The 23,672-nt window shown below is 60.9% G+C and carries 24 protein-coding genes and 1 pseudogene; 12 read left to right on the forward strand and 13 right to left on the reverse strand.

Annotated features, from left to right (window positions below):
- Positions 1–16: 16 nt before the first annotated feature.
- From ACQ4LH_RS04430 to aceK, 3 genes are all read right to left on the reverse strand, one after another.
- Positions 17–148 carry a PA1414 family protein gene (locus ACQ4LH_RS04430; protein WP_305589734.1) on the reverse strand — a complete coding sequence of 44 codons (132 nt, stop codon included), beginning with the start codon at positions 146–148 and terminating at the stop codon, positions 17–19.
- Positions 149–247: 99 nt separating this feature from the next.
- The gene (locus tag ACQ4LH_RS04435; protein WP_430696095.1) at positions 248–2,287 is read right to left on the reverse strand and encodes a TonB-dependent receptor family protein; all 2,040 of its coding nucleotides are present in this window, start codon (positions 2,285–2,287) and stop codon (positions 248–250) included.
- 5 nt (positions 2,288–2,292) lie between these two features.
- The gene (gene aceK, locus ACQ4LH_RS04440) at positions 2,293–4,023 is read right to left on the reverse strand and encodes a bifunctional isocitrate dehydrogenase kinase/phosphatase (RefSeq protein WP_430696096.1); all 1,731 of its coding nucleotides are present in this window, start codon (positions 4,021–4,023) and stop codon (positions 2,293–2,295) included.
- 202 nt (positions 4,024–4,225) lie between these two features.
- Here aceK and ACQ4LH_RS04445 point away from each other — a divergent pair, with 202 nt between their 5' ends.
- A complete protein-coding gene (locus ACQ4LH_RS04445) occupies positions 4,226–5,125 on the forward strand; it encodes a DMT family transporter (protein ID WP_430696097.1) in 900 nt (299 codons plus the stop codon).
- 68 nt (positions 5,126–5,193) lie between these two features.
- Here the strand turns inward: ACQ4LH_RS04445 and cysK are convergent, their stop codons facing one another.
- Positions 5,194–6,168, reverse strand: a complete 975-nt coding sequence (gene cysK, locus ACQ4LH_RS04450; protein ID WP_430696098.1) for a cysteine synthase A — start codon at positions 6,166–6,168, stop codon at positions 5,194–5,196.
- A 123-nt stretch (positions 6,169–6,291) separates the two neighbouring features.
- Between cysK and ACQ4LH_RS04455 the strand changes: the two genes are divergently transcribed.
- From ACQ4LH_RS04455 to ACQ4LH_RS04470, 4 genes are all read left to right on the forward strand, one after another.
- A complete protein-coding gene (locus tag ACQ4LH_RS04455; RefSeq protein WP_430696099.1) occupies positions 6,292–7,356 on the forward strand; it encodes a DUF748 domain-containing protein in 1,065 nt (354 codons plus the stop codon).
- Positions 7,357–7,495: 139 nt separating this feature from the next.
- Positions 7,496–8,341, forward strand: coding sequence for an AAA family ATPase (locus ACQ4LH_RS04460; RefSeq protein WP_305593005.1), 846 nt, complete (start codon positions 7,496–7,498; stop codon positions 8,339–8,341).
- 29 nt (positions 8,342–8,370) lie between these two features.
- Entirely contained in the window at positions 8,371–8,766 is a 396-nt protein-coding gene (locus ACQ4LH_RS04465; protein ID WP_430696100.1) for a GFA family protein, read from the forward strand.
- 34 nt (positions 8,767–8,800) lie between these two features.
- Positions 8,801–9,979 (forward strand): vWA domain-containing protein, encoded by a 1,179-nt coding sequence (locus tag ACQ4LH_RS04470; RefSeq protein WP_339410791.1) that lies wholly within the window; start codon positions 8,801–8,803, stop codon positions 9,977–9,979.
- Between the two features lie 43 nt (positions 9,980–10,022).
- Here ACQ4LH_RS04470 and ACQ4LH_RS04475 read toward each other — a convergent pair whose 3' ends face one another.
- Positions 10,023–10,913, reverse strand: a complete 891-nt coding sequence (locus ACQ4LH_RS04475) for a LysR substrate-binding domain-containing protein (protein ID WP_430696101.1) — start codon at positions 10,911–10,913, stop codon at positions 10,023–10,025.
- A 107-nt stretch (positions 10,914–11,020) separates the two neighbouring features.
- Between ACQ4LH_RS04475 and ACQ4LH_RS04480 the strand changes: the two genes are divergently transcribed.
- On the forward strand, positions 11,021–11,983 hold the full coding sequence (locus ACQ4LH_RS04480; protein WP_430696102.1) for a DMT family transporter: 963 nt from the start codon (positions 11,021–11,023) through the stop codon (positions 11,981–11,983).
- A gap of 55 nt (positions 11,984–12,038) precedes the next feature.
- Here the strand turns inward: ACQ4LH_RS04480 and ACQ4LH_RS04485 are convergent, their stop codons facing one another.
- The 4 genes from ACQ4LH_RS04485 to ACQ4LH_RS04500 form a co-directional block, all read right to left on the reverse strand.
- On the reverse strand, positions 12,039–12,563 hold the full coding sequence (locus ACQ4LH_RS04485; protein WP_430696103.1) for a DUF2937 family protein: 525 nt from the start codon (positions 12,561–12,563) through the stop codon (positions 12,039–12,041).
- A gap of 15 nt (positions 12,564–12,578) precedes the next feature.
- Positions 12,579–13,355, reverse strand: coding sequence for a class II glutamine amidotransferase (locus ACQ4LH_RS04490; protein WP_430696104.1), 777 nt, complete (start codon positions 13,353–13,355; stop codon positions 12,579–12,581).
- Positions 13,348–13,791 carry an HIT family protein gene (locus ACQ4LH_RS04495; RefSeq protein WP_167144784.1) on the reverse strand — a complete coding sequence of 148 codons (444 nt, stop codon included), beginning with the start codon at positions 13,789–13,791 and terminating at the stop codon, positions 13,348–13,350. The genes ACQ4LH_RS04490 and ACQ4LH_RS04495 overlap by 8 nt, the downstream gene beginning before the upstream one ends.
- A gap of 89 nt (positions 13,792–13,880) precedes the next feature.
- Positions 13,881–14,354 carry an MFS transporter gene (locus ACQ4LH_RS04500; protein WP_430696105.1) on the reverse strand — a complete coding sequence of 158 codons (474 nt, stop codon included), beginning with the start codon at positions 14,352–14,354 and terminating at the stop codon, positions 13,881–13,883.
- 152 nt (positions 14,355–14,506) lie between these two features.
- On the opposite strand from ACQ4LH_RS04500, the gene ACQ4LH_RS04505 reads away from it, so the two are divergent.
- The 4 genes and pseudogenes from ACQ4LH_RS04505 (at position 14,507) to ACQ4LH_RS04520 (ending at position 18,976) form a co-directional block, all read left to right on the forward strand.
- Positions 14,507–16,537: a S9 family peptidase gene (locus ACQ4LH_RS04505; RefSeq protein ID WP_430696106.1), complete on the forward strand. Its 2,031-nt coding sequence runs from the start codon at positions 14,507–14,509 to the stop codon at positions 16,535–16,537.
- 219 nt (positions 16,538–16,756) lie between these two features.
- Positions 16,757–17,284: pseudogene (locus ACQ4LH_RS04510) on the forward strand (Tar ligand binding domain-containing protein); the annotation flags it as partial.
- A gap of 507 nt (positions 17,285–17,791) precedes the next feature.
- Entirely contained in the window at positions 17,792–18,379 is a 588-nt protein-coding gene (locus ACQ4LH_RS04515; protein ID WP_430696147.1) for a methyl-accepting chemotaxis protein, read from the forward strand.
- A 123-nt stretch (positions 18,380–18,502) separates the two neighbouring features.
- The gene (locus ACQ4LH_RS04520) at positions 18,503–18,976 is read left to right on the forward strand and encodes a Crp/Fnr family transcriptional regulator (protein ID WP_430696107.1); all 474 of its coding nucleotides are present in this window, start codon (positions 18,503–18,505) and stop codon (positions 18,974–18,976) included.
- Between the two features lie 11 nt (positions 18,977–18,987).
- Here the strand turns inward: ACQ4LH_RS04520 and ACQ4LH_RS04525 are convergent, their stop codons facing one another.
- Positions 18,988–19,287, reverse strand: a complete 300-nt coding sequence (locus ACQ4LH_RS04525) for a hypothetical protein (protein ID WP_430696108.1) — start codon at positions 19,285–19,287, stop codon at positions 18,988–18,990.
- Positions 19,288–19,412: 125 nt separating this feature from the next.
- Between ACQ4LH_RS04525 and ACQ4LH_RS04530 the strand changes: the two genes are divergently transcribed.
- Together ACQ4LH_RS04530 and ACQ4LH_RS04535 are read left to right on the forward strand one after the other, a co-directional pair.
- On the forward strand, positions 19,413–19,784 hold the full coding sequence (locus tag ACQ4LH_RS04530; protein WP_430696109.1) for a YajD family HNH nuclease: 372 nt from the start codon (positions 19,413–19,415) through the stop codon (positions 19,782–19,784).
- Between the two features lie 176 nt (positions 19,785–19,960).
- Positions 19,961–20,431 carry an RNA methyltransferase gene (locus tag ACQ4LH_RS04535; RefSeq protein WP_430696110.1) on the forward strand — a complete coding sequence of 157 codons (471 nt, stop codon included), beginning with the start codon at positions 19,961–19,963 and terminating at the stop codon, positions 20,429–20,431.
- Between the two features lie 15 nt (positions 20,432–20,446).
- On the opposite strand, the gene ACQ4LH_RS04540 is transcribed toward ACQ4LH_RS04535, so the two are convergent.
- From ACQ4LH_RS04540 to ACQ4LH_RS04550, 3 genes are all read right to left on the reverse strand, one after another.
- Positions 20,447–21,538 carry an extracellular solute-binding protein gene (locus tag ACQ4LH_RS04540; RefSeq protein WP_430696111.1) on the reverse strand — a complete coding sequence of 364 codons (1,092 nt, stop codon included), beginning with the start codon at positions 21,536–21,538 and terminating at the stop codon, positions 20,447–20,449.
- A 9-nt stretch (positions 21,539–21,547) separates the two neighbouring features.
- The gene (aguA, locus tag ACQ4LH_RS04545) at positions 21,548–22,660 is read right to left on the reverse strand and encodes an agmatine deiminase (RefSeq protein WP_430696112.1); all 1,113 of its coding nucleotides are present in this window, start codon (positions 22,658–22,660) and stop codon (positions 21,548–21,550) included.
- 100 nt (positions 22,661–22,760) lie between these two features.
- Positions 22,761–23,645: a LysR substrate-binding domain-containing protein gene (locus tag ACQ4LH_RS04550; RefSeq protein ID WP_430696113.1), complete on the reverse strand. Its 885-nt coding sequence runs from the start codon at positions 23,643–23,645 to the stop codon at positions 22,761–22,763.
- Positions 23,646–23,672 lie beyond the last annotated feature (27 nt).

The following is a 23,672-nucleotide window of genomic DNA, read 5'->3' on the forward strand; positions in this document are numbered from 1 at the left end:
GACAGGCGGGAAAAGCCTAGCGTCGAGGGGGAACTGACTTGGAATCAGGCGCATTGCTGCGCACGGGAATGGGCTGCAGTTTTGGCCGCTCACACAAGCCAAGGGCAACCAACAGATCAAGCAAGGCATTCTGCAACTTGGCGCTCATAAAGTAGCCTCCAACCAAGGACATCGAATAGGTGATTGGACACCTTTTTTCAGCCTAGTTCAGGCTGTTTGAAACTGCTGTCCACTTCGTCGCAACAAGCTAAAACAGCACACGTAAGCCGGCATACAGAGTACGTCCCGGCCCCGGCTCGAAGTAGCGAGCGTTGCCGTCGTTGATGCGCAGGTTATCGAAATACTCACGCCCCAACAGGTTATCGATGCCCAGGTAAGGCTCCAGGCTTTGCTCGCCGACCTGAAAACGCTTGCCGAGGCGCAGATTGAACAAGGCATAACCGGGTGCGGACTGCGTATTCGCATCGTTTGCGTACACCCGTGCCTGAGCTGTAACCCCAAGGCGCACATAGCCGCCTTGATGCTCATAGGCCAACTCGCTGAACAGGCTTTGCCGTGGGATACCGGGAATGCGCTTGCCGGAAAAATCGCCTGCGGTCGTTTGATAATCCTCAAAACGGTAGCGGTTATAGGCATAGGCCGCAGACCAGCGCCAGGCATCGGCAAACTGCCAATCCAGGCTCAATTCCAGGCCATCGCGGCGCGACTGCCCGGCATTGCGATAAAAGTTACGGCCTGGCTGAGTCGGCAAGCTGAACGCCACCAGCTCATCTTCCAGCTCAATCCGGTACACCGACAGGGAGTAACGCAGTGAAGGCCATTCGCCTTTGATGCCCAGCTCGCGACTGAACGCCTGAGCAGGTTGCAACGCGCTATTGAAGCCGCCCCCTTGTGGGTTGCCCAACTCACTGATGGTTGGCGTTTCAAAGGAGCTGGCCAGTCGCGCATACAGCGATTGCTGCGGGGTAAAGCGGTAACTCAGGCCGGCGCTGTAGTTCCAGTCCTCCAGGCTGCGCGAGCCTGAATCATCGCGGCTATCGGCCAGATAGAAGTCATCCACCGCCAGCCGCACCTGGTCATAGCGCAGCCCGAGCGTGGCCTGCCACTGCTCACTCAGATCGATCTGATCTTCGATAAACAGCCCCTGACTTAGCGCCGACTCATCCTGCTGCTGACGTGATTGCCCACGCTCGCCGAACAGGTTGTCATAGCGCCTTCGATCATCGCGCTGCGCTTCAAGGTCAAAGCCGGTGGTGATCTTATGAGCCAGGCCGATTAGCTCGCGGTGATGGCTGTACTGCCCGCCAATCCCGCTGAAGTAACGCTCGAAGGTCGTCTGCCCACTGGTGGCAAAGCCCAGTTGATTGCCGAACTCGCGGTGCCCCAGGTAACTGCGCAGCTGGTACTCATCGGCACCCGTCGCGTAACCATCCCAGACCAAGCCCAGACGCTGCTGGCGAATATATTCATCGGCATCGAAACGCAGGTTGTTCGGCGCAGCCTGCCGGCGATCCGCCTTAACCTCGGTAGCCGTAAGGCCGCCTGGATCTTCGGCGCGATTGTCGATGGCATTGAAGTTCAGGCGCAAGCGGCCAGTCGGTGCATACCAGCGCAGCTTGCCAGTGAGGCTGTTGGTCTGCGCCCGGCTGTGCTCGCGATAGCCATCGAGAACGGTGCTGTTAAATGCCAGCAAACCGCCCAGATTACCGTCGCTACCGCCGATCTCGCCGCGCGTGCGCTGGTAACCCAGGCCTGCCGCGCTCAGGTCCAATTGCATCGAAGGGACGGCCGGCGGTTCACGGGTTTCGATGGCCAGCACGCCACCAGCGGCATTGCCGTACAGCACCGAGGCCGGGCCGCGCAGCACTTCCATGCGTTCGACCAAGCCTAGGTCGAGGCCGTCGAGTTCGGTCTGGCCATCCGGCATGGTCAAGGGTACGCCATCGACCAGCACGCGAATGCCACGCACGCCAAAATTACCGCGCGCACCAAAGCCGCGAATCGCCGGGCGCAGGCCTTGAGCCAGGTTGTAGCGGTTGAGGCTAAACACGCCCGGCACGCGAGCCAGCAAAGCATCCAGCGCCAGGTTCTGCTCACCTGGCACTGCAGTGGCATCAACCACCGTCACTGCAGCCGGGGTACTTAACCAGCGCGTGGTGCTGCGTGGCGAGGTGATCAGCAATGGCGCCAGTTCGACTGCTTTGTCTTCAGCCTCGGCCGCCTGCACAACGGTACTGTCGTTCAGCAGCCACAGGCCAGCGGCAATCACCCCAAGTGCCAGGCGCACGCCGCTCAATACTCTTTGTCAGCCTGGTCCTTGCGCCGATAGGGGAACACATCGATGACCTTGCCGGCGCGAATTGCCTCCTGCAGGCTTTTCCAGTAATCGGCGTCATACAACTCGCCATGCAGCTCGTTGAACAGCTTGCGCTGCTTCATATCGGCAAACAGAAATGGTGGGAATTCTTCAGGAAACACATCCAGCGGCGCCACCGAATACCAGGGTTCGGAAGACATTTCATCTTCTGGATAGCGCGCCTGGGGAATACGACGGAAATTCGCCTCGGTCAGAAAGCAGATTTCGTCGTAGTCGTAAAACACCACGCGGCCGTGACGGGTTACGCCGAAGTTTTTCAGCAGCATATCGCCAGGGAAGATATTCGCCGCCGCCAGTTGTTTGATCGCCAGACCGTAGTCATCCAACGCTTCACGTACTTGGGCTTCACTGGCGCTTTCGACATACAGGTTGAGCGGGGTCATGCGTCGCTCGGTCCAGCAGTGGCGCACCAGCACCGTGTCGCCATTGACCTCGACGGTAGACGGCGCCACCTCCAGCAATTCAGCCAGGCACTCGGGGTCAAATTTGCTCAGCGGAAAGCGGAAATCGGCAAACTCCTGGGTATCGGCCATGCGCCCTACCCGGTCGACGGTTTTCACCAGACGGTACTTCTCGATCACCGTATTGCGGTCGACGTTCTTCGACGGCGAGAAGCGGTCCTTGATGATCTTGAACACGGTGTTGAAGCCCGGCAGGGTAAACACGCTCATCACCATGCCGCGCACGCCGGGGGCCATGACAAACTTGTCATCGGTGGTCGCCAGGTGGTTGATCAGCGAGCGGTAGAACTCCGATTTGCCGTGCTTGTAGAAACCGATCGAGGTGTACAGCTCGGCAATATGCTTGCCCGGCAGGATGCGTTTGAGGAAGCCGACAAACTCGGCCGGGTAGCCGACCCGCACCATGAAATAGGATCGGGTGAAGGAGAATATGATCGACACCTCCGCCTCATCGGTGATCAGCGCATCGATCTGGATGCCCTGGCCTTCGCGGTGCAGCAGCGGGATTACCAGCGGCCATTGCTCGTCACGGGTGTAGATGCGCCCGACCAGGTACGCGCCCTTGTTGCGATACAGGCGTGAGGCAAACAGCTCGATACGCAGGGCCGGGTCCTTGCACACCCAATCCGGCAGGTTGGCGTGCAGCTGTTTAAGCAGACGCGCCAGATCACGCTCGAGATTTTCATAGCCGACCTCGAAGCTGAAATCCTCGAAAATCTGCCGAAGCGCCTGGTCCACATTGCCCTTGGGCTCGTACAGACGGGTTTGCGGCGCCCGCTCATTGACCCGCAGCGCCGGGCGCGTGGTGTGGATAAACATGCAGCCATCGTTGATCTGGTCATGGCTGAACAACCCGCAAAAAATCGAGTTGAACCAGGTTTCCGCCAGTTCATCGTCGTAGCGCAGGTCGATCAAAGCGATATAGGCCGATTTAACCAACGGCCACTGCGCCACATCCAGCAGCACCTCTTCGGCGTAAGCCTGACGCAGATTCGCACTGACTGCGCTGACACACTCTTCATAGAGGGCGATACGCGCCGCTGAAGCCTGCTGGATTTCCTGCCACTGCGCCTGCTCGAAACGCACCCGCGCACCGTTGGTAATCTGCCGGAACTGCTCGCGGTAATCGTCGAAGCCTTCGAGGATAAGCGCGGCAATCGCGCTGGCCGGCCATTGCTGTGGCATAAACGAACCCCTGCAGATGAAATGCGGACAATCCACCGAGCTTATCCAGTGGCCGCGCCAAGTAAAAGCCAGCAATGCCTGGATACGCGCTTATCTACCACGAAATATTGCCAAGCAACGGCTTTGAAAGCGCATTTCGAATTGCCTTGGCGCGACAGCCCAGCAACACTGCTCGGCCTTTCTCACCGCTGTGGAGTCCGTTGTGCGCCCTGCCGACCTTATCCGTCTGCTGTTACTTGCTGCCATCTGGGGCGCAAGTTTTCTGTTTATGCGCATCGTCGCGCCAGTACTGGGCAGCATGCCGACGGCGTTTTTCCGCGCCAGCCTGGGCATGCTCGGCCTGCTGGTGATTCTGCTGCTGATGCGCGTGCGCTGGGATTTCAGCGGCAAGCTCAAGCACTGTTTGATGCTCGGGGTGATCAACGCCGGCCTGCCCTCGGCCATGTACTGCCTGGCGGCGCTGGTACTGCCAGCGGGTTACTCGGCGATTCTGAATGCCACCACGCCGATGATGGGCGTGCTGATCGGCATGCTGTTCTTCGCCGAAGCCCTGACGCTGAGCAAAGCTGCCGGCGTGGCCATCGGTCTGTTCGGCGTGGCGGTGCTGACCCGCACCGGCCCGGTGGAGTTTGATATGCCGCTGCTCTGGGGCGCTGCTGCCTGCCTGGTGGCGACCGCCTGCTACGGTTTTGCCGGTTTTCTCACACGGCGCTGGATCGGCCAACAAGGCGGCCTGGATAACCGTCTGACCGCCTTTGCCAGCCTGTGCGGCGCCAGTCTGTTTCTTTTGCCATTCTTCGGCGGCTCCCTACTGATACAGCCACCTGCTAGCTGGGGCGGACTCGACGTGTGGCTGTCCCTGGCTGGGTTGGGCTTTATCTGCACCGCATTCGCCTACGTGCTGTATTTCCGCCTGCTCAGCGACATCGGCCCGATCAAGGCCAGCACCACCACCTTCCTGATCCCGCCATTCGGCGTGCTGTGGGGCGCCTTGCTGCTGGATGAGCCGCTGTCCTGGGCCTACCTGTACGGCGGCGTGCTGATCGCCATCGCGCTATGGCTGGTGGTGCGCCCGAGTAGCCCGGCCAAGGCACCAGCCTGAACCGACACAAAATCTACGCCCATTAAAAAAGCCGCCTTGATAGGCGGCTTTTTTGTGGCGATCGATGCTTACTGCTGCAATTCCTGCTCGGTAAACATATCGCTAAACAACATGCTCGACAGGTAGCGCTCACCGGAGTCCGGCAGGATCACCACGATGGTTTTGCCCTGCATGCCGGGTTCGCCGGCGATACGCAGGGCGGCCGCCATGGCGGCGCCGCAGGAGATGCCGCAAAGAATGCCTTCTTCGCGCATCAGGCGCAGGGCCACGGCCTTGGCGTCGTCGTCAGTGACCAGCTCAACCCGGTCGACCATGCTCAGGTCGAGGTTACCTGGGACAAAGCCGGCGCCGATGCCCTGGATCTTGTGCGGGCTGGGTTTGACTTCATCACCGGCGATGGTCTGGGTGATGACCGGCGAGCCGATCGGCTCTACCGCCACCGACAGGATCGGCTTGCCCTGGGTCTTTTTGATATAGCGCGAAATACCGGTGATGGTGCCACCCGTGCCAACGCCAGACACCAGCACATCAATCGCGCCTTCGGTGTCGTTCCAGATTTCCGGGCCGGTGGTCTTTTCGTGGATCGCCGGGTTGGCCGGGTTGTTGAATTGCTGCGGCATAAAGTAAGTGGCGCTGTCTGAAGCGGCGATTTCCGCAGCCTTCTCGATGGCGCCTTTCATGCCCTTGGCCGGCTCGGTCAGCACCAGTTCGGCGCCCAGGGCCTTGAGCACCTTGCGCCGCTCCAGGCTCATCGAAGCCGGCATGGTCAGCAGCAGCTTGTAGCCCCGCGCGGCAGCGACAAAGGCCAGACCGATACCGGTATTGCCCGAGGTTGGCTCGACAATCGTCATGCCCGGCTTAAGCACACCGCGCTCTTCGGCATCCCAGACCATGCTGGCGCCGATGCGACATTTCACCGAATAGGCTGGGTTGCGTCCTTCGATCTTGGCCAGGATGGTCACTCCAGCCGGGCCCAGGCGGTTGATGCGAACCAGCGGGGTGTTGCCGATGGCTTGTGCGTTGTCTGCGAAGATGCGGCTCATGGCGAGGTCCTTTTTCATGCGTTGCCGAGTAAGCTCCCAAGCCTAAGGCCCGTTTGGGCAGCAGTCCAGCCATGCGCACAGCAAGGCAGGAAACCTATTGTTATTGGATAAGTCTGTTTCTATATGAAGAAGCGCTACCACATCCCCCTCTGGACACTCCTAACCCTGGCCATTGCCCTGCTGGCCCTGCATATCGCCCTACCCTGGCTGCTGCGCGATTACCTGAATGACCGGCTGGCCAATATGGGCGATTACCGCGGGCAGATCAGCGATATCGACCTGGCGCTATGGCGCGGGGCCTACCGGATCAACGGCCTGAATATCGTCAAACTGAATGGCAAGGTGCCGGTGCCGCTGCTCGAAGCGCCCGCCATCGACCTGGCCATCAGCTGGCGAGCGCTGTGGGAAACCCGCGCGGTGGTCGCCGAAGTGGCCTTCGAACGGCCGCAGCTGACCTTTGTCGACGGTGGCAATGCCGCCAATTCACAAACCGGTGAAGGCGTCGACTGGCGCGCCCAGCTCAGGGGGCTGCTGCCGATCCACATCAACGAAATCCGCGTGATCGATGGCACCCTGGCCTTTCGCAACTTCACCGCCAAGCCGCCGGTCGACCTGCAGGCCAGCGAGATCAATGGCAGCATCCTCAACCTGAGCAACGTCAGCGTCGCGGACAATCCGCGCCCGGCCAGCCTGCAAGCCACCGCCAAGGTATTCGAGCAGGCTCCCGTGCAAGCCAACGCCAACTTCGACCCGCTCGGCCAACTGGATGACTTCGACCTGCGCCTGCGCATCACCGATATCCAGCTCAAGCAGCTCAACAGCTTTACACGCGCCTATGCCGATTTCGACTTTGCCGCCGGCCAGGGCGACTTCGTCATGGAGCTGGATGCCCGCCAGGGCAAGCTCAAGGGCTACGCCAAACCGCTGCTGCGCGATATGGAAGTCTTCGACTGGCAGCAGGATGTCGCGGCCAAGGACAAGAGTCTCCTCACCGGCGCTTGGGAAGCCCTGGTCGGCGGCGGCAGTTGGCTGCTGAAAAACCAGCGGAAAGACCAGTTCGCCACCCGAGTGAACATCGACGGCGACCTCAAAGCCTATGACGTCAGCCGCTGGCAGGCCTTCAAGGCCATCTTGCGCAACGCCTTCGTGCGCGCCTTCGACAGCCGTTTTGACAGCCAGCAACCGTGACAGCAGACAAGTGACCCGCCATTCAGTGACTGAATGGCCCGTCTACGTTCACAGTCACCGGGGCCGCGCGTTATAGTCTGTTTTTCAAATACTGAACCCGCGGGTATGGCCCTGCGCGTTACCGTTCGAGGATTTACCGATGAAGTTCGAAGGCACCCAGTCCTACGTCGCCACCGACGACCTCAAGCTCGCGGTGAATGCCGCCATCACCCTGGAGCGCCCGCTGCTGGTCAAGGGTGAGCCGGGTACCGGTAAAACCATGCTGGCCGAACAACTGGCCGAATCCTTTGGCGCGCGCCTGATCACCTGGCACATCAAATCCACCACCAAGGCCCACCAGGGCCTGTACGAGTACGACGCGGTGAGCCGCCTGCGCGACTCGCAGCTGGATTCGGACAAAGTCCACGACGTGCGCAACTACATCAAGAAAGGCAAGCTGTGGGAGGCCTTCGAGGCCGAAGAGCGGGTGATTCTGCTGATCGATGAAATCGACAAGGCCGACATCGAGTTCCCTAACGACCTGCTGCAAGAACTCGACAAGATGGAGTTCTACGTTTACGAGACCAACGAGACGATCAAAGCAAAAAAACGCCCGATCATCATCATCACCTCGAACAACGAAAAAGAACTGCCGGACGCCTTCCTGCGCCGCTGCTTCTTCCACTACATCGCCTTCCCGGATCGCGCGACCCTGCAGAAAATCGTCGATGTGCACTACCCCAACATCAAGAAAGACCTGGTCGCTGAAGCGCTCGACGTGTTCTTCGATGTGCGCAAGGTGCCGGGCCTGAAGAAGAAGCCATCCACCAGCGAACTGGTCGACTGGCTGAAATTGCTGATGGCCGACAATATCGGCGAAGCGGTGCTGCGCGAACGCGACCCAACCAAGGCCATCCCGCCACTGGCCGGTGCCCTGGTGAAGAACGAGCAGGATGTGCAGCTGCTTGAGCGCCTGGCCTTTATGAGCCGCCGCGCCAGTCGCTAAGACTCGGCTGCCGACCGGGAGGCGAATCCATGCACAGCGGCAGTTGCCTTTGCGCTGCAGTGAAATACCGCATCGATGCGCCTATCGAGTCGGCGACTCATTGCCATTGTTCGATGTGCCGCAAAGCCCACGGCGCGGCATTCGCCACTTACGGCAACGTGCGGCGCAAGGATTTCCACTTCACCCAAGGCGAGGAATCACTGGGCATCTACCAGTCCTCGCCGGGCGTGACGCGAACTTTTTGCCAGCACTGCGGCTCGACCCTGCAGTGGTACAGCGAACAGCCCTACCCGAACTGGCTTTCAGTTGCGCTGGGCACGCTGGATACGCCAACGGGTGAAATCGCGCAGAAGCATATTTTTCCGGAATCGAAGGCCGACTGGTACGCCATCAACGATGGCCTGCCATTGGAGCGGCGCTCCTAGCGCCATAGTCAGTTGAATTCACGAGGGCGCAGCCATGCTGCTCAACCTGTTTAACGAAATGCGCGCCGCCAAGGTGCCGGTGTCGGTGCGTGAGCTGCTCGACCTGATCAACGCGTTGAAACACAACGTGGTGTTCGCCGATATGGACGAGTTCTATTTCCTCTCGCGCACCATCCTGGTCAAGGACGAGCGCCATTTCGACAAGTTCGACCGCGCGTTCGGCGCCTACTTCAAGGGCCTGGAAAACCTTAATCAGCACATCGAGGCACTGATCCCCGATGAGTGGCTGCGCAAGGAGTTCGAACGCTCGTTGACCGATGAGGAACGCGCCAAGATCGAATCCCTCGGCGGCCTGGACAAGCTGATCGAGGAGTTCAAAAAGCGCCTCGAAGAGCAGAAAGAACGCCACGAAGGCGGCAACAAGTGGATCGGCACCGGCGGCACCAGCCCGTTCGGCTCAGGCGGCTTCAACCCGGAAGGCATCCGCGTCGGTGATGCCGGCAAGCGCCAGGGCAAGGCGGTCAAGGTCTGGGATCAGCGCGAGTACAAGAACCTCGACGATCAAGTCGAGCTGGGTACGCGCAATATCAAGGTGGCCCTGCGCCGCCTGCGCAAGTTCGCCCGCCAGGGTGCCGAAGACGAGCTTGACCTCGGAGGTACCATCGACCACACCGCAAAGGACGGCGGCCTGCTGAATATCCAGATGCGCCCGGAACGGCGCAACGCGGTGAAGTTGCTGATCCTGTTCGACATCGGCGGCTCGATGGACGCCCACGTCAAGGTCTGCGAAGAGCTGTTTTCCGCCTGCAAGACCGAGTTCAAGCATATGGAGTACTTCTACTTCCATAACTGCGTGTATGAGTCGGTGTGGAAGAACAACCTGCGCCGCACCTCCGAGCGCTTCTCCACCCAGGATCTGCTGCACAAATACGGCGCGGACTACAAAGTGGTGTTTGTCGGTGATGCGGCCATGGCGCCTTACGAGATCACCCAGGCCGGCGGCAGCGTCGAGCACTGGAACGAGGAGCCGGGTTACGTCTGGATCAAGCGCTTTATGGAGAAGTACAAAAAGCTTATCTGGATTAACCCCTACCCCAAGGACACCTGGAACTACACAGCCTCGACCAACATCATGCGCGAGCTGTTAGAAGACCAGATGTACCCGCTAACCCTGCAGGGCTTAGAAGACGGAATGAAGTTTCTCTCCAAGTAAAACCAACGGGCCCAGCAGGGCCCGTTGTTATTTTGGAAACGCGTTACTCCGGAGCCGTACTACTAGCGGTCAGGCAATCGACCAGTGCCGCGGCAAACCCCGACAACAACTCGCGCTTGCGCACACAGACCTTCAAATCACGCTGCGCCCAGGGTTCTTCCAGCTCAATCACCGCCAGCTGCGCGCCAGCGGTTACCGCACTGCGCGGCACCAGGCCGATACCAACCCCTGCGCTGACCATGCGGCACACCGCCTCAAAGCTGCGCACTTGAATCCGTACCTCGAGGTGCCGTCCCAATGCGGCGGCCGCGTTCATGGTAAAGGTGTGAATAGCCGAGCCTGAATGCAACATCACAAAGGGGTAATCCAGCACCTGGGCAAACAGGCTGCTGGCGCTCGCCGCAAGCGGATGATCGGCCGGTGCAATCAGCACCAGCCGGTCGGCCCGGTATGGGATCAGTTCAACCTCAGCGTCCGCAATCGTCCCCGCCACCACGCCCACTTCCACCTCGCCGCGTGCCACCGCCATCAGCACCTGCGGGCTGGTGTGCTCCTCCAGCGAGATACTGACCTGCGGATGACGCTGCAAAAAGCTCGAAAGGCTGTCGGGCAGAAAGGTATGGGTAGCGTGGGTATTGGCCCACAGGCTGACATGGCCACGCACACCTTTGGCATAGGGGGTAAGGTCGGCGTGCATCTGTTCGAGCTGGGCAAACACCTGACGCGCATGGCGCAGCAACGCTTCGCCCGCGCGGGTCAAGCTGACGCCACGTGGCTCGCGGAGCAACAGCGGCGTGCCGATCGACTTCTCCAGCACGCGCATGCGATGGCTCGCCGAAGACGCCGCCAAATGCACGCGCTCGGCACCGCGGGTTAAATTCTTCGCTTCGGCAATCGCAACAAACAGACGGAGATCAATCAGGTCGTAATGCATAGCGTTAGTTAGATCCGAACGATCACTTATGGAAAAGCCAATTCCATCGCGATTCTATACCCAGCATCATTCGGCGTAGCACAACTCTTTAGGGATTCACTCAACATATGCCATGGAAAACCTGGTCAGCCGAACGATTGGGCATCGCACTGGCGGTGCTCGCCGCCTTCGGTTTCTCGTTCAAGGCGATCTTCGTCAAGCTGGCCTATGCCGTTGCGCCAGTGGACGCGATCACATTGCTGGCACTGCGCATGAGTTTTGCCCTGCCTATCGCACTGTGGGTCACGCTGTGGTTATGCCGCGCTGCGCCGCCGCTGACTCGCAGAGACTGGGGCATGCTGATCGCCCTGGGCCTGCTGGGTTACTACGGCGCCAGCATTCTCGATTTTGTTGGCCTGCAGTACATCTCGGCGGCGCTGGAACGCTTGATTCTGTTTATCTACCCGACCATGACCGTGCTGATCGGCGTGTTGTTTATGGGCAAGCGCCTAGAGAAGCGCCAGGTTGCGGCGCTGCTACTGACCTACGCCGGTATCGGCCTGGCGTTCGCCCACGATCTACAGATGGCGGAGGATCTGCATACCGTGCTGATCGGCGCTGCCTTCGTTTTCGGTTCTGCGCTGTGCTACGCCCTGTATAGCTCCGGGGCCGAGGTGGCAATTCACCGGCTCGGCACCATTCGCTTTGCTGCACTGGCGATTATCGTGTCCACCTTCGCCACACAGGTTCACTTCCTCGCCACTCAGCCGCTTGCCGCACTGCAGCAACCGATGGAGGTGTATGCCTACAGCGCGGCGATGGCGATTTTCTCCACGGTGCTGCCGATCTTCTGGCAATCCGCCGCCCTGCGCCTGATCGGCTCGGCGCGTACCGTGCTGATTGGCACACTGGGGCCGATTCTGACGATTGTCTTCGCCTGGATGCTGTTGTCGGAGCCGGTGTCGTTCGCCCAGCTGGCAGGTGCCGGGCTGGTTCTGGCGGGGGTGTTGCTGGTGTCGCGGCGTAAAAGCTTGCCGATTCAGCCGACTGTTATCGAGGACGCCTGCGTTCAAGGCAGCAAGCAGGCTTAAGAAGTGGATCAGCAGAAACAACAAGGGCTCTTGCGAGCCCTTGTTGTGATTCAACTTAGCGCCAGTGCCGCTGCTGCACTTTCTGACTGCGGCCCGCACCAAACAGCATGCCGACCAGCAGCGCCAGACTTTCCAGCAACCAGGCCAGCAACATGGCGCAGGCGATGCCCCAGACGATGGCTTCGGGGGCGAGCAGCACCTGGTAGCGGTAGGCGGCGAAGGTTTCTTCCATCAACTCATGGTCTGCTGCGGTCGCCAGATGCCAGACCTGGCCGTACCAGGGCCCTTGCATCGCCTTGGATTCGCGCTCAAGGAATGCCGAACGCTCGACCAGGGTGCCCAGACTCTGCGCATCGCTGCGCATCACGGGGTCAGCGCTAGCCTGGTAATGGCCAACCAAGGCGACCAGATCGCCTTTGAAAAAGCGCCGAGCCGTTTCGCGAAAGCCCTTGAGCCCCAACTCCGACTCGATGCGATGGGCTTCGACGCGCTTGCTGTAGTCGTCGATAAACCCCGGCACCTGCACACCAACCAGCAACCCCAGGGCAAACAAGGCCAACCGCAGATAGCTTCTAAACATGTCCCCTCCCCCAATTCAGTCCGTTATGCCTTGCGCTACACATTCACCGCCACGCCACAAACGCCACTCGCCGGGCTGGTACAGCGTCCAGCTCTCGTTATTGGTCAGCGGCTCGGTGGCCAGGACTGTGACCACGTCATTGGGCGTGGTTTCTGCCTGGAAATCCACCTGCATATCGGCATCTTTCAGATGCGCCGGGCCAAACGGCGCGCGCCGGGTGATATGCGCCAGCTTGCTGCTGCAAAAACTGAACAGCCAATCGCCATCGCTGAGCAGGCAATTGAATACACCGTGCTGACGATAGCCGGCGCAGGCGCTGACCAAAGTGGGCAGTAACCGCTCTACCGTCACCGGTTCGGGAAAGGCCTGGCGCAGGCGATTGAGCAAATCACAGAAGGCCGCTTCGCTGTCGGTGTCGCCAATCGGCCGGTAGTTATCCAATTGCGGAGCAAAGTCGGCGAGCTGACCGTTATGGGCAAAGCACCAGTTACGCCCCCACATCTCGCGTACGAACGGATGGGTGTTGGCCAGGCAGACGCGGCCGACATTGGCCTGGCGGATATGGCCGATGACCACTTCGCTCTTGATCGGATAGCGCTGCACCAGCTGCGCCACCTCTGATTCGCTGCTGGCACGCGGGTCCTGAAACAGGCGCAGGCCGCGCCCTTCATAAAAACCGATGCCCCAGCCATCGCGGTGCGGGCCGGTTCGCCCGCCGCGCTGCATCAGGCCGGTAAAGCTGAAAACAATATCGGTCGGCACATTGGCGCTCATGCCCAGCAATTCACACATTGCGTAACGCCTCGCGCAGCTGCTGCGCTTCAATTGCCAGACGCGCCTCGATGCGTTTGCGCGCCAACGGCAGAAAACGTGTCAGAGCGCGCCACAGCAACGGCATCACATCGCCGCTGCGTCGTGGAATCAGGTGCAGATGCAGGTGTGGCACATGCTGATTGGAGGTCGGCCCGTCGTTGATCAAGAAATTGATGCCCTGCTCGCCATAGCCGGCCGCACGTAGGGCTGCAGCCATACGTTGCGCCAGCTGCAGCAGCTGCTCGCTGGCCGCAGTGGAAAGGTCTTTAAGAAACGGCGCGTGTTCGCGACTAACAATCAGCACATGGGCCGGGCGCAGGGGGAAGATATCCAGCAGGACGATAAAGTGCTCGTCCTCATAAATACGCTCGGCAGGCAATTGCTCAGCGGCGATTGCACAGAATACACACGTCATAAGCCCCTCCTTAGTCAACGACGAGCCATGCTGAACGGCTAGGTGCGTTGGCGCAAGAGCGGTGCGGCGCCAGACAACGCCGCAACAGCTTACAGACGAGGTTCTACTCGCAGGCGGCGATCGCCACGGGCATCGTAACGAGTGTCGCCGAAATCCTGCTCATCGCGCGCCATCATCTCGCGCAGGGTTGGCTCATCATCGGCAATCGGGGCTGGCCCTTTGCGCGCCTGCCACCACCGTTCCACGGGCCAGCGCACGGCGACAAACAGCAGGTAGAGGATGAACATGATCAAGCCGTACATGCTCAGGTCCGCCACCGCGCGCCAGACGTTGTTACCCACATCCAGCAACAGGTCCATGGCGGTAATAGCCACCGCAGGAGCGAACTGGTCTTTACCAGGGTCGACGATGGTCGGGCTGAACAGCAGCACCACAACCAGCACGCGCAATGGCTCACGCAGGTAGCGCCACATCCAGCTGGTCAGGCGAAACCACACCAACAGGCAACCAAGAGCCGCCAGCAGATAGGCGCCCCAGGCAAGCAGGTAGTCGTTTTCAGTCATAAAACGCAAATTCTCTGGCATTGAAGACCGGGCGGCGCACGCGCATAAGCGCGCAGATTTCAGCAGCCGACGGGCGAAGTGGCGCTTATGATAACGGCTTTTGCCTGCTTAGGCGCCCCTGCTGTCGGCCGCCAACCCCACGGAGTTACCTAATGCAACACGCCCCCATCGCCCGCGCAGACAACGCTGCCGACCCGTATCGCTGGCTGGAAAACCGCGACAGCGCTGAGGTGCTTGATTACCTCAAGGCGGAAAATGCCTACCTGGAACAGCAACTCAGCGAGCAACTGCAACTGCGCGAAACATTGTTTCAGGAGATCAAGGGGCGCATCCGCGAAACCGACCTCAGCCTGCCGTCGCCCTGGGGGCCGTATCTGTATTACCAGCGCACCACGGCGGGCGATGAATACCCACGGCATTACCGCTGCCGCAAACCCGCCGATGGCTCGCTGACTGTCGATGAGGCCAGCGAGCAGCTGCTGCTCGACCCCAATGCCCTGGCCGATGGCGGTTTTATCTCGCTCGGCGCCTTTAGCATCAGCCCTGACCATCAGCGTCTGGCCTATAGCCTGGACACCAGCGGTGAGGAAACCTATCAGCTGTTTGTTAAAGAGCTGGCCGACGACAGCCTGATCGAACTGCCGTTCGAGGAATGCGATGGCAGCATGACCTGGGCCAATGACAGTCAGACCCTGTTCTTCGGCGAACTGGACGACACCCACCGGCCGCACAAGCTGTATCGCCACCGCCTCGGCAGCGACGCGGCCGAACTGGTGTTCCACGAGCCGGATGGACGCTTCTTCCTCAGTTGCTACCGCAGCAGCTCCGAGCGCCAGCTGATTCTGCAACTGGGCAGCAAAACCACCAGCGAAGCCTGGGTACTGGACGCTGCCACCCCACACGTCGCTTTCATCTGCGTGGCCCCGCGCGAAGAAGGCCACGAATATGACGTCGACCACGGCGCCCTGAACGGCGAGTGGAGCTGGCTGATCCGCAGCAACCAGCACGGCATCAACTTCGCACTGTTCAGCGCCAGCGAAGCAGCTCCGAGCCGCAGTCACTGGCAATTGCTGCGCGAACATGATCCGCAGGTAATGTTGGAAGGCTTTAGCCTTAATCAGCAAGCGCTGGTGCTGAGCCTGCGTGAAGGCGGCTTGCCGATTATCGAAGTGCAGCCACAGGGACAAGCGGCCTACCGCGTGCAGCTACCGGACGCGGCCTACAGCCTGTATGTACAGGACAGCCTGGAATTCGACAGCCCCGCGATTCGCCTGCGCTATGAAGCGCTCAATCGCCCGGCGCAAGTGCGTCAGCTGGAACTGGCCACGGGCGCGCAGCTGGTGCTCAAGCAAACCCCGGTACTCGGACCATTCGATGCCGACGACTATGTCAGCCAGCGCCTATGGGCCACTGCCGCCGATGGCAGCCAGGTGCCGATCAGCCTGGTGGCCAAGCGCGAAGTGCTCGGCACCTCTGCCCCGCTTTACCTGTATGGCTACGGCGCTTATGGCGAAAGCCTCGACCCTTGGTTCTCCCATGCGCGCCTGAGCCTGCTAGAGCGCGGCTTTATCTTCGCCATCGCCCACGTTCGTGGCGGCGGTGAACTCGGCGAAGCCTGGTACCGCGCCGGCAAACTGGAACACAAGCAGAACTCGTTCAGCGACTTTATCGCCTGCGCCGAGCACCTGATCGCACAGGGCTACACCAGCCCGGCACAGCTGGCCATCAGCGGCGGCAGCGCGGGCGGTTTGCTGATGGGCGCAGTGCTCAATCAGCGACCCGAGCTGTTCGCCGCTGCAATCGCCGAAGTGCCGTTTGTCGATGTGCTCAACACCATGCAGAACCCCGACCTGCCGCTGACCGTCACCGAATACGACGAATGGGGTGACCCTAACCAGCCCGAGGTATTCGAACGAATCAAAGGCTACGCGCCCTACGAAAACGTGCAGGCGCAGGCCTACCCGGCGATTCTCGCGGTGGCCGGCTACAACGACAGCCGCGTGCAGTACTGGGAAGCCGCCAAATGGGTGGCCAAGCTGCGCGCGCAGAAAACCGACAGCAACCTGTTGTTGTTGAAAACCGAGCTGGACGCCGGCCACGGCGGCATGAGCGGTCGCTATCAGGCCCTCAAGGATGCCGCCCTGGAATACGCTTTTATCCTCAAGGTACTGGGCCTGGTTTGAGCCCAGCCCGCCGCTCTGCCGCCCGCACTTATGCGGGCTAACGGAGCGGCGCAAGCTCAGAGTAATTCGCGCTAAACAGCGGACGTTTAGGGCGAAAAATTACTTGACCGTTCATGCAGATTTAACCTGTCTGACTTGCAAGTTCGGCTAGGCTGAATGGCACGCTGGCGTACTGCCATCTCACCCATTCAACTGCCTGCTCACCATGGACGGTCTGTGATGAAAAACTGGAAGATCAGAACCCACCTATTCCTGCTTTCCGGTTGCCTGCTGCTCGGCCTGCTCTGCGTCGGCGGCCTTGGCTTGTATGGCTTGCAGGCCACCGTCAAAGGGCTGCAAACGGTTTACCTGGACCGTGTGGTGCCGCTGCGCGACCTCAAGCTGATTGCCGATCTCTACGCCGTCAATATCGTCGACGCGACCCACAAGGCGCGCAGCGGCGAGCTGGATGAGAACACCGCGCAACAACTGATCGAACAAGCCCAGGTGCGTATCGAAGAAACCTGGCAGGCCTATCTGGCCACCGAACTGATCCGCGAAGAAAGCCAACTGATCGAGCAAATCAGCCCGCTGATGCAACAGGCCCAGCAACCGTTGAATGAGCTGCAAAGCTTGCTCAACCGTGGCGATAAAGCCGGCGTTGAAGCCTTTGCCAGCCAGCGGCTCTATCCGCTGATCGACCCGCTGTCAGAGAAATTCGCCGAGCTGATCGACGTGCAGTTGCTCGAAGCCAAACACCAATACCAGCTCGGCGAAGCCGCCTATGCCCGCAACCTCAACCTGAGCATCAGCGTGCTGCTGATTGCCCTGCTGGTTGGCCTGGCGCAGGTGTTCTACTTCATTCGCCTGATGAGCCGGCAGTTGGGCGCCGAGCCCGGTGAGCTGGAAGAAATCAGCGCGCACATCGCCGAAGGCCGACTCGGCGGCAAAACCTTGGGCAACCAGGTGATGACTGGCGTGATGAAATCCGTGCAGAGCATGCGCCGCGGCCTGCAGGACATGATCGGCAATATCGGCGAAGCCTCCGAGCAGATCGAATGCGCCACCCTGCAGCTGGCCGCCTCCTCCGAACAGGTGCTGACCAGCGCCAATGTGCAGAGCGACACCGCTTCGGCCATGGCCGCCACCGTCGAGCAACTGGCGGTGAGCATCAACCACATCGCCGAAAACGCCCAGCAAACCTACGACATGGCGAAGAAAGCCGGCGACATGACCGATGCAGGCATTCAGGTGATGGCCCGCGCCACCGCAGAAATGCACAAGATCGCCGAGCTGGTGGCCGAGAGTTCGCAGGATGTGGAAACCCTGGCGGCGCAATCACGCAATATCAGCGCGATTGTTGACGTCATTCGTGGCATCGCTGAACAGACCAACCTGCTGGCACTCAACGCGGCCATCGAAGCCGCGCGCGCTGGTGAGCAAGGCCGCGGCTTTGCCGTGGTCGCCGATGAAGTACGCAGCCTGGCCGGACGCACCGCGCAGTCCACCACCGAGATCATCGCCTTGGTCGATGCCATTCACAGCGGCATGCACAAGGCGAAAAACAGCATGGCTGCCGGCTGCGAACGGGTCAGCATCGGCACCCAGTTGGTGGATCAGGCGGGCAGTTCGATGACAGGGATTCGCCAGGCGCTGAATGAATCGCTGCAAGCGGTCAGCGTGATCTCGCTGTCCCTGCAGGAGCAACGCGCCGCCAGCGAACAGGTGGCCATGAGCGTGGAGCGGGTGGCACAGATCGTCGAAGAAAACTCCGCTGCGCAAGGCGGCATTGTGCAGGCCATACAGTCCCTGCAAGCCATGTCCGGGCGCTTGCAAGGCGTGATGCGGCGCTTCAGTTTCTAAACGTAGATCCCCGTTCAGGCCACTCGGCAGCAGGTCGCGAGTGGCGCTGGCGAGCCAAGTGGCAGGCGGCTAAGGTGAATCTATGCGACTGACCTCGCGCCACGTCTGTCCAGGCTGCCGTCTATGCCCGCCCACTCCCAACTGATTGATGAAATACGCGACATGCTGCTCGATTGCGGCCTGTTCGACAGCCTCACGCCCAATGAGCTGCTCAGCGCCGCCGGCTACTTCAACATCAGCAAATGCGCTCCGGACGCGAGCATCTGCCGCGAAGGCGACCCCGGCACCTTTATGTGCATCATCCATGCGGGCGCGGTATCGGTGCGCAAGATCAACTCCAGCGGCGAAACCATCGAGTTGGCCAAGCTGCGCAAGGGCCGCGCCTTTGGCGAGATGGCAGTACTCGACGGTGAACGCCGCTCGGCCAGTTGCATCGCTGTAAGTGACTGCAGCCTGCTGATGCTGGCCAAGGACTCACTGGACAAGATGCTCGGCGAAGCCCCCAAGACCGCTGCCAAGGTCATCCGCGCCATTGCCATCGCCATGTCCCGGCGCTTGCGCATGGCCGATGGGCAGTTGGTCGAGCAGCAGCTCTAGCCACCCGCAGCTCACTCGTCGGGTTTCGGCACCGGCTGGGTATTGCGTTCGCGCTGCTGTTGCAGCAACGGCACGTCCTGATCGCTGCGTGGCTGGTTGGATTGTGGCGGCGGCGCCTGCTTGAGCAGCGGCGGGTTATTACGGGTCGGGGCTGGTAAATGCTGCGGCGGCGCCGGCGCATAGGGTTGCGGCGTGGCGGTACCCGGGGCACCTGCCGCTGGGGCTGTGCTCGGCATTTTCGGCGGTTGCTGAGCGAGCAACGCGGTGCTGGCCAGCGTGGTCAGCACAAGTAATAGGGGTGTCAGGCGCATGGTGCTATCTCCAAGGCAGTTATCCTCTTGGGCAGCACCCCAGCAGAGAAGTGCCGCACGGGCGGTTCTCACTGACCGCCGGCAAGGCTAGACTGATCGCACAGCCCCAGCGTACGAGAATCCAGATGAGCAGCGACAAATCCCCCTCCGCCACCGGCAAGCTTGACCGCATCCTCGCCGATGCCCAGCGCTCGCGTGAAGAAGGCTACCGCGACAAGGCGCTGAAGATGTACCCGCACGTCTGCGGCCGCTGCGCCCGCGAGTTCTCCGGCAAGCGCCTGAGCGAACTGACCGTGCACCACCGCGATCACAACCACGACAACAACCCGCAAGACGGCTCCAACTGGGAGCTGCTGTGCCTGTACTGCCATGACAACGAACACTCGCGCTACACCGACCAGCAGTACTTCAGCGAAGGCTCGCTGAGTACACCGAAGACTGCTCAAGCGACTCACAACCCCTTCGCCGACCTGGCTGCAAGGCTGAAAAAGCAGTAGCACATTGCTCTAGGAACCCCCTTGCTGGCGATCTAAGGTTTAATCGCATCGCCAGCAAGCTGGCTCCTCCAAAAAAATCAGCTCGCTGCCATACAGGTATACTCGCGTCTTTTTTGTCGCCCGCACCCTTGGCGCGGCTTCAAAACCTCTCCCGAAAATTCTGTGCGAGTGCCACCGTGGCCAACAAGAGATACGCCTGCATCGGCCTGTTCAACCCCAAATCCCCGGAAAACGTCGGCTCAGTGATGCGCGCAGCCGGCTGCTATAGCGCCGCCTCGGTGTTCTACAGCGGCAAACGCTATGCCCGCGCACGCGACTTTATTACTGACACCCAGCGCATCTATATGGATATTCCGCTGATCGGCGTGGAAGACCTGCAGCAGATCATCCCCATAGGCTGTACGCCGGTGGCCGTGGAGCTGGTCGAAGGTGCACGGCCACTGCCGCAATACACCCACCCCGACCGCGCCATCTATATCTTCGGACCTGAAGACGGCTCGCTGAGCAAGGAAGTCCTCGACTGGTGTGAGGACGTAATCTACATCCCGACCCAGGGCTGCATGAACCTCGCCGCCACCGTCAATGTGGTGCTCTACGACCGCCAGGCCAAAGGCATCAACACCAAGTCCGGGCCCGGTCTCAAGTAGGCCGCAGCCCAGCCGCTACAACCCCGATTTGAGCCGGCTAAAGGCGCGGATCAATGCGCGGTTGAACGCCTTGGCGTTGTCGTTTTTGGTGTACAGCTGCGCACGCACAGCGGCCGGTGGATAGGTGCCAGGGTCAGCGAGAATCGCCGGATCGACCGTGGCATTGGCCGCTGGCACCGCGTTGGCGTAGTAGATGCTGTTAGTGATCGCGCCGATCACCTCTGGCGTCATCAGATGATCCATCAGCGCCAATCCGGCTTCGGGGTGCGGTGCGTCTTTGGGAATCACCATCGCATCGAACCAGATCAGCGTGCCTTCGCGCGGGATGCTGTAGTGCAGGCTGTAAGGCTTACCCGCCTGCTGCGCCTGGCCGGCGGCGATCGATACGTTGCCGTTCCACGACATCGCCAGGCAGGTATCGCCGTTGGCCAGATCGGTGATATTGCGGTCGTTGTCGAAGTAGCGAATCGACGGCCGCACCTTGGCCAGATGGGCTTCGGCCAGCTTCAGGTCATCCAGGCTCTGCCTGTTGATATCCAGGCCCAGGTAGCGGAACGCGGCGGCAAACACCTCATTGGGATCGTTGAGAAAGCTCACTCCGCATTCGGCAAACTTCGCCACCACCTGTGGATCGAGCAGCATGGCCCAGCTGTCGGTCGGTGCATCGGCAATACGCTTGGCGATGGCCTGCTGCTGGTAACCAAAGCCCGTGGTGCCCCAGACATAAAGACCGGCGTAACGGTTGCCCGGATCGAACGCGGCCATATGCCCGGTGAACTCGCTATCCAGCCCGGCGAAGTGCGGTAGCGCGGCCTTGTTTAACGGCTGCAGCGCGCCGCTCTGGATCGCCCGCTGCAGATGCTGACCCGCAGTCAGCACCAGGTCATAACCGCTGCGCCCGGTGAGCAGCTTGGTCTCCACCGTTTCCAATGAGTCGAAATGATCCACCACCACCTTGATCCCGGTTTTCTCCTCGAAGCTGCTCAAGGTGTCCGGCGCCAGGTACTCGCCCCAGATATACAGGTTGACCTGCTTCGGCGTTTCGGCCGCGAGCACCTGGGCGCTCGCGGCCAGGCTAAGAGCTAACAGACTGATATGCAGTTTCATCAGAGCCTCCTAGGCGCGTTTGGGCGCGGCGTATTGCGGCATGGTGATGCAGGCGACGTTGCCGCCACCGAGGAGGATTTCACGGGAGTTCTCGATGCCGATAATCCGGTGCTTGGGGAATAGCTCGGCCAGGGTGGCCTGGGCCACGCGGTCGCAGGGGTCGTTGAACAGCGGCACCACAATGGCCGAGTTGCCGGCGTAGTAGTTGATATAGGAGGCGCAGATCTGCGTACCAGCCTGACGGGTGTGGGTGGACTCATCCTGATCCAGGCCCTCGGCTTCTTCAGCCGTCCACTCAAGCACACGCGGCTGCGGCAGCTTGTGTACTTCCAGCGCGCGGCCCTGGGCGTCGCGGCTGCTGCGCAGGATGTCGTAGGCCTCCTGGTAGATTTCCCACTGCGGGTCGCTGCGGTCGTCGGTCCACTGCTGTACCACCACGCCTGGGCGGACGAAGCAGGCCAGGTCGTCGATATGGCCGTCGGTTTCATCGAACTTGCAGCCGCGTGGCAGCCAGATCACCTGTTCGGCACCGAGGTAATCGCTGAGTCGGCGAGTCATCTCCTCCTTACCCAGATGCGCGTTGCGGTTGCGATTGAGGAGGCACTGCTCGGTGGTCAGCAGGGTGCGCTGGCCATCGGTCTGGATACCGCCCATCTCAGCGATAAAAGGCGCGCGGTAGCGATCAAAACCTTCGATTTCGAGAATCTTCTGCGCGATCTGGTCGTCCTTGTCCCACGGATAATACAAGCCGCCATCGAGGCCGCCGTAGGCGTTGAACTCGAAGTCCACGCCGCGCACTTCACCGCTGTCGTCATTGACCAGAAAGGCCGGGCCGCTGTCGCGGAACCAGGTGTCGTTGCAGGTCATCTCCACCACGCGCACATGGGCCGGTAGCTGGCGACGGGCATTGGCGTACTGGCTGGCAGAGGCGCACACGGTAACCGGCTCGCTGCTGGCAATCGCCGTGACGATATCCACCCAGACCTTCTGCGCCGGCTTGGCGCCGTTGCGCCACACGTCGGTGCGCTCCGGCCAGCCAAGCCAGCAACCGGACTTGGGTTCGAATTCGCCGGGCAGACGGAAGCCATCGGCTTTGGGGAGAGAAGTCAGGGAACGCGCCATCGGATGCACCTTATGCCTGTGGGGAAGATGGCCACACAGTACGCGGCGCTTTGGCCGTGGTTCCAACGACGATTATTGCGGAATAGCTGAATTCAATTCATCAGTCAGCCAGGTGATCACCCAGCCAATCTAAGAAGTGCGCCACCGCCGGCCTCTCCAAACGTATGCGTTCGCAGACCAACGCATACTGCCCCAGCGCCGCCACGCTGGCGTTGAACGGGCGCACCAGACGCCCGCTGGCCAGGTCCTCGGCGGCGGTGAGGTTATCGCCCATGGCCACGCCCTGCCCTTGCGCCGCCGCTTCCAGCGCCAGGCCGGCATGTCCCAGGTAAAGATGACGCGCCGGCTGGATATCGCCAGCATGGGTGGTCAGCCAGGCGGTCCAGGTTTTGCCGTCCTGATCATCGTGCAGCAGACCGTGCCTAGACAGGTCACGCGGGTGCTTGAGCCCACCCTGGTTGAACAGGCTAGGGCTGCACACCGGAAAGAATTGCAGGGTCGGCAGCGGTCGCACGAAGTAGGCACTGGCATCCTCAGGCCCGGTGCCATAGGTGATCGCCAGATCAATATCCGGGCTCGGCAAACTGGCTTCCAGCGGCTGTTCGTGCAGATGCAGGGTGATCTGCGGATAGCGGTCGCTGAAGTCGGCCAGACGACTGACCAGCCACTTCTGCGCCAGCTCAGGCGTTACCGCGATACGCAGCACCGCCTGCGAGCCTGGATCACGCAGCTCGTCACAAGCCTCACCGATCAGTTCGAAAGCCTGCTGCAAGCGCTGCAGCAAACGCCGCGCAGCAGGCGTTGGCACGACCTGACGACCCTCGCGGGCAAACAGCGGCGTGCCGAGTTGTTCTTCTAGCTGGCGAATCTGATGGCTGACTGCGCTGTCGGTAACGCACAGCTCGGCTGCCGCCCGACCAAAGTGGGCGTGCCGGGCGGCGCACTCGAAGGTGCGCAAGGCGGTGAGAGACGGTAGGCGACGCATGCGGGGCTCCAGATCGGCAACTGCGCC

The sequence above is a fragment of the Pseudomonas peli genome, from assembly GCF_050563605.1.
Classification (GTDB): domain Bacteria; phylum Pseudomonadota; class Gammaproteobacteria; order Pseudomonadales; family Pseudomonadaceae; genus Aquipseudomonas; species Aquipseudomonas peli_A.

What these genes read in the sequence shown, in the direction of transcription:
- ACQ4LH_RS04515 (WP_430696147.1), top strand. Translation starts at nt 17,792, where the DNA reads ATGCACAAGATCGCCGAGCTGGTGGCCGAGAGTTCGCAGGATGTGGAA.
- ACQ4LH_RS04520 (WP_430696107.1), top strand. Translation starts at nt 18,503, where the DNA reads ATGCCCGCCCACTCCCAACTGATTGATGAAATACGCGACATGCTGCTC.
- ACQ4LH_RS04475 (WP_430696101.1), bottom strand. Translation starts at nt 10,913, where the DNA reads ATGCATTACGACCTGATTGATCTCCGTCTGTTTGTTGCGATTGCCGAA.
- ACQ4LH_RS04490 (WP_430696104.1), bottom strand. Translation starts at nt 13,355, where the DNA reads ATGTGTGAATTGCTGGGCATGAGCGCCAATGTGCCGACCGATATTGTT.
- ACQ4LH_RS04495 (WP_167144784.1), bottom strand. Translation starts at nt 13,791, where the DNA reads ATGACGTGTGTATTCTGTGCAATCGCCGCTGAGCAATTGCCTGCCGAG.
- ACQ4LH_RS04485 (WP_430696103.1), bottom strand. Translation starts at nt 12,563, where the DNA reads ATGTTTAGAAGCTATCTGCGGTTGGCCTTGTTTGCCCTGGGGTTGCTG.
- ACQ4LH_RS04465 (WP_430696100.1), top strand. Translation starts at nt 8,371, where the DNA reads ATGCACAGCGGCAGTTGCCTTTGCGCTGCAGTGAAATACCGCATCGAT.
- ACQ4LH_RS04540 (WP_430696111.1), bottom strand. Translation starts at nt 21,538, where the DNA reads ATGAAACTGCATATCAGTCTGTTAGCTCTTAGCCTGGCCGCGAGCGCC.
- aguA (WP_430696112.1), bottom strand. Translation starts at nt 22,660, where the DNA reads ATGGCGCGTTCCCTGACTTCTCTCCCCAAAGCCGATGGCTTCCGTCTG.
- aceK (WP_430696096.1), bottom strand. Translation starts at nt 4,023, where the DNA reads ATGCCACAGCAATGGCCGGCCAGCGCGATTGCCGCGCTTATCCTCGAA.
- ACQ4LH_RS04550 (WP_430696113.1), bottom strand. Translation starts at nt 23,645, where the DNA reads ATGCGTCGCCTACCGTCTCTCACCGCCTTGCGCACCTTCGAGTGCGCC.
- ACQ4LH_RS04505 (WP_430696106.1), top strand. Translation starts at nt 14,507, where the DNA reads ATGCAACACGCCCCCATCGCCCGCGCAGACAACGCTGCCGACCCGTAT.
- ACQ4LH_RS04530 (WP_430696109.1), top strand. Translation starts at nt 19,413, where the DNA reads ATGAGCAGCGACAAATCCCCCTCCGCCACCGGCAAGCTTGACCGCATC.
- ACQ4LH_RS04480 (WP_430696102.1), top strand. Translation starts at nt 11,021, where the DNA reads ATGCCATGGAAAACCTGGTCAGCCGAACGATTGGGCATCGCACTGGCG.
- ACQ4LH_RS04500 (WP_430696105.1), bottom strand. Translation starts at nt 14,354, where the DNA reads ATGACTGAAAACGACTACCTGCTTGCCTGGGGCGCCTATCTGCTGGCG.
- cysK (WP_430696098.1), bottom strand. Translation starts at nt 6,168, where the DNA reads ATGAGCCGCATCTTCGCAGACAACGCACAAGCCATCGGCAACACCCCG.
- ACQ4LH_RS04470 (WP_339410791.1), top strand. Translation starts at nt 8,801, where the DNA reads ATGCTGCTCAACCTGTTTAACGAAATGCGCGCCGCCAAGGTGCCGGTG.
- ACQ4LH_RS04430 (WP_305589734.1), bottom strand. Translation starts at nt 148, where the DNA reads ATGAGCGCCAAGTTGCAGAATGCCTTGCTTGATCTGTTGGTTGCCCTT.
- ACQ4LH_RS04525 (WP_430696108.1), bottom strand. Translation starts at nt 19,287, where the DNA reads ATGCGCCTGACACCCCTATTACTTGTGCTGACCACGCTGGCCAGCACC.
- ACQ4LH_RS04460 (WP_305593005.1), top strand. Translation starts at nt 7,496, where the DNA reads ATGAAGTTCGAAGGCACCCAGTCCTACGTCGCCACCGACGACCTCAAG.
- ACQ4LH_RS04455 (WP_430696099.1), top strand. Translation starts at nt 6,292, where the DNA reads ATGAAGAAGCGCTACCACATCCCCCTCTGGACACTCCTAACCCTGGCC.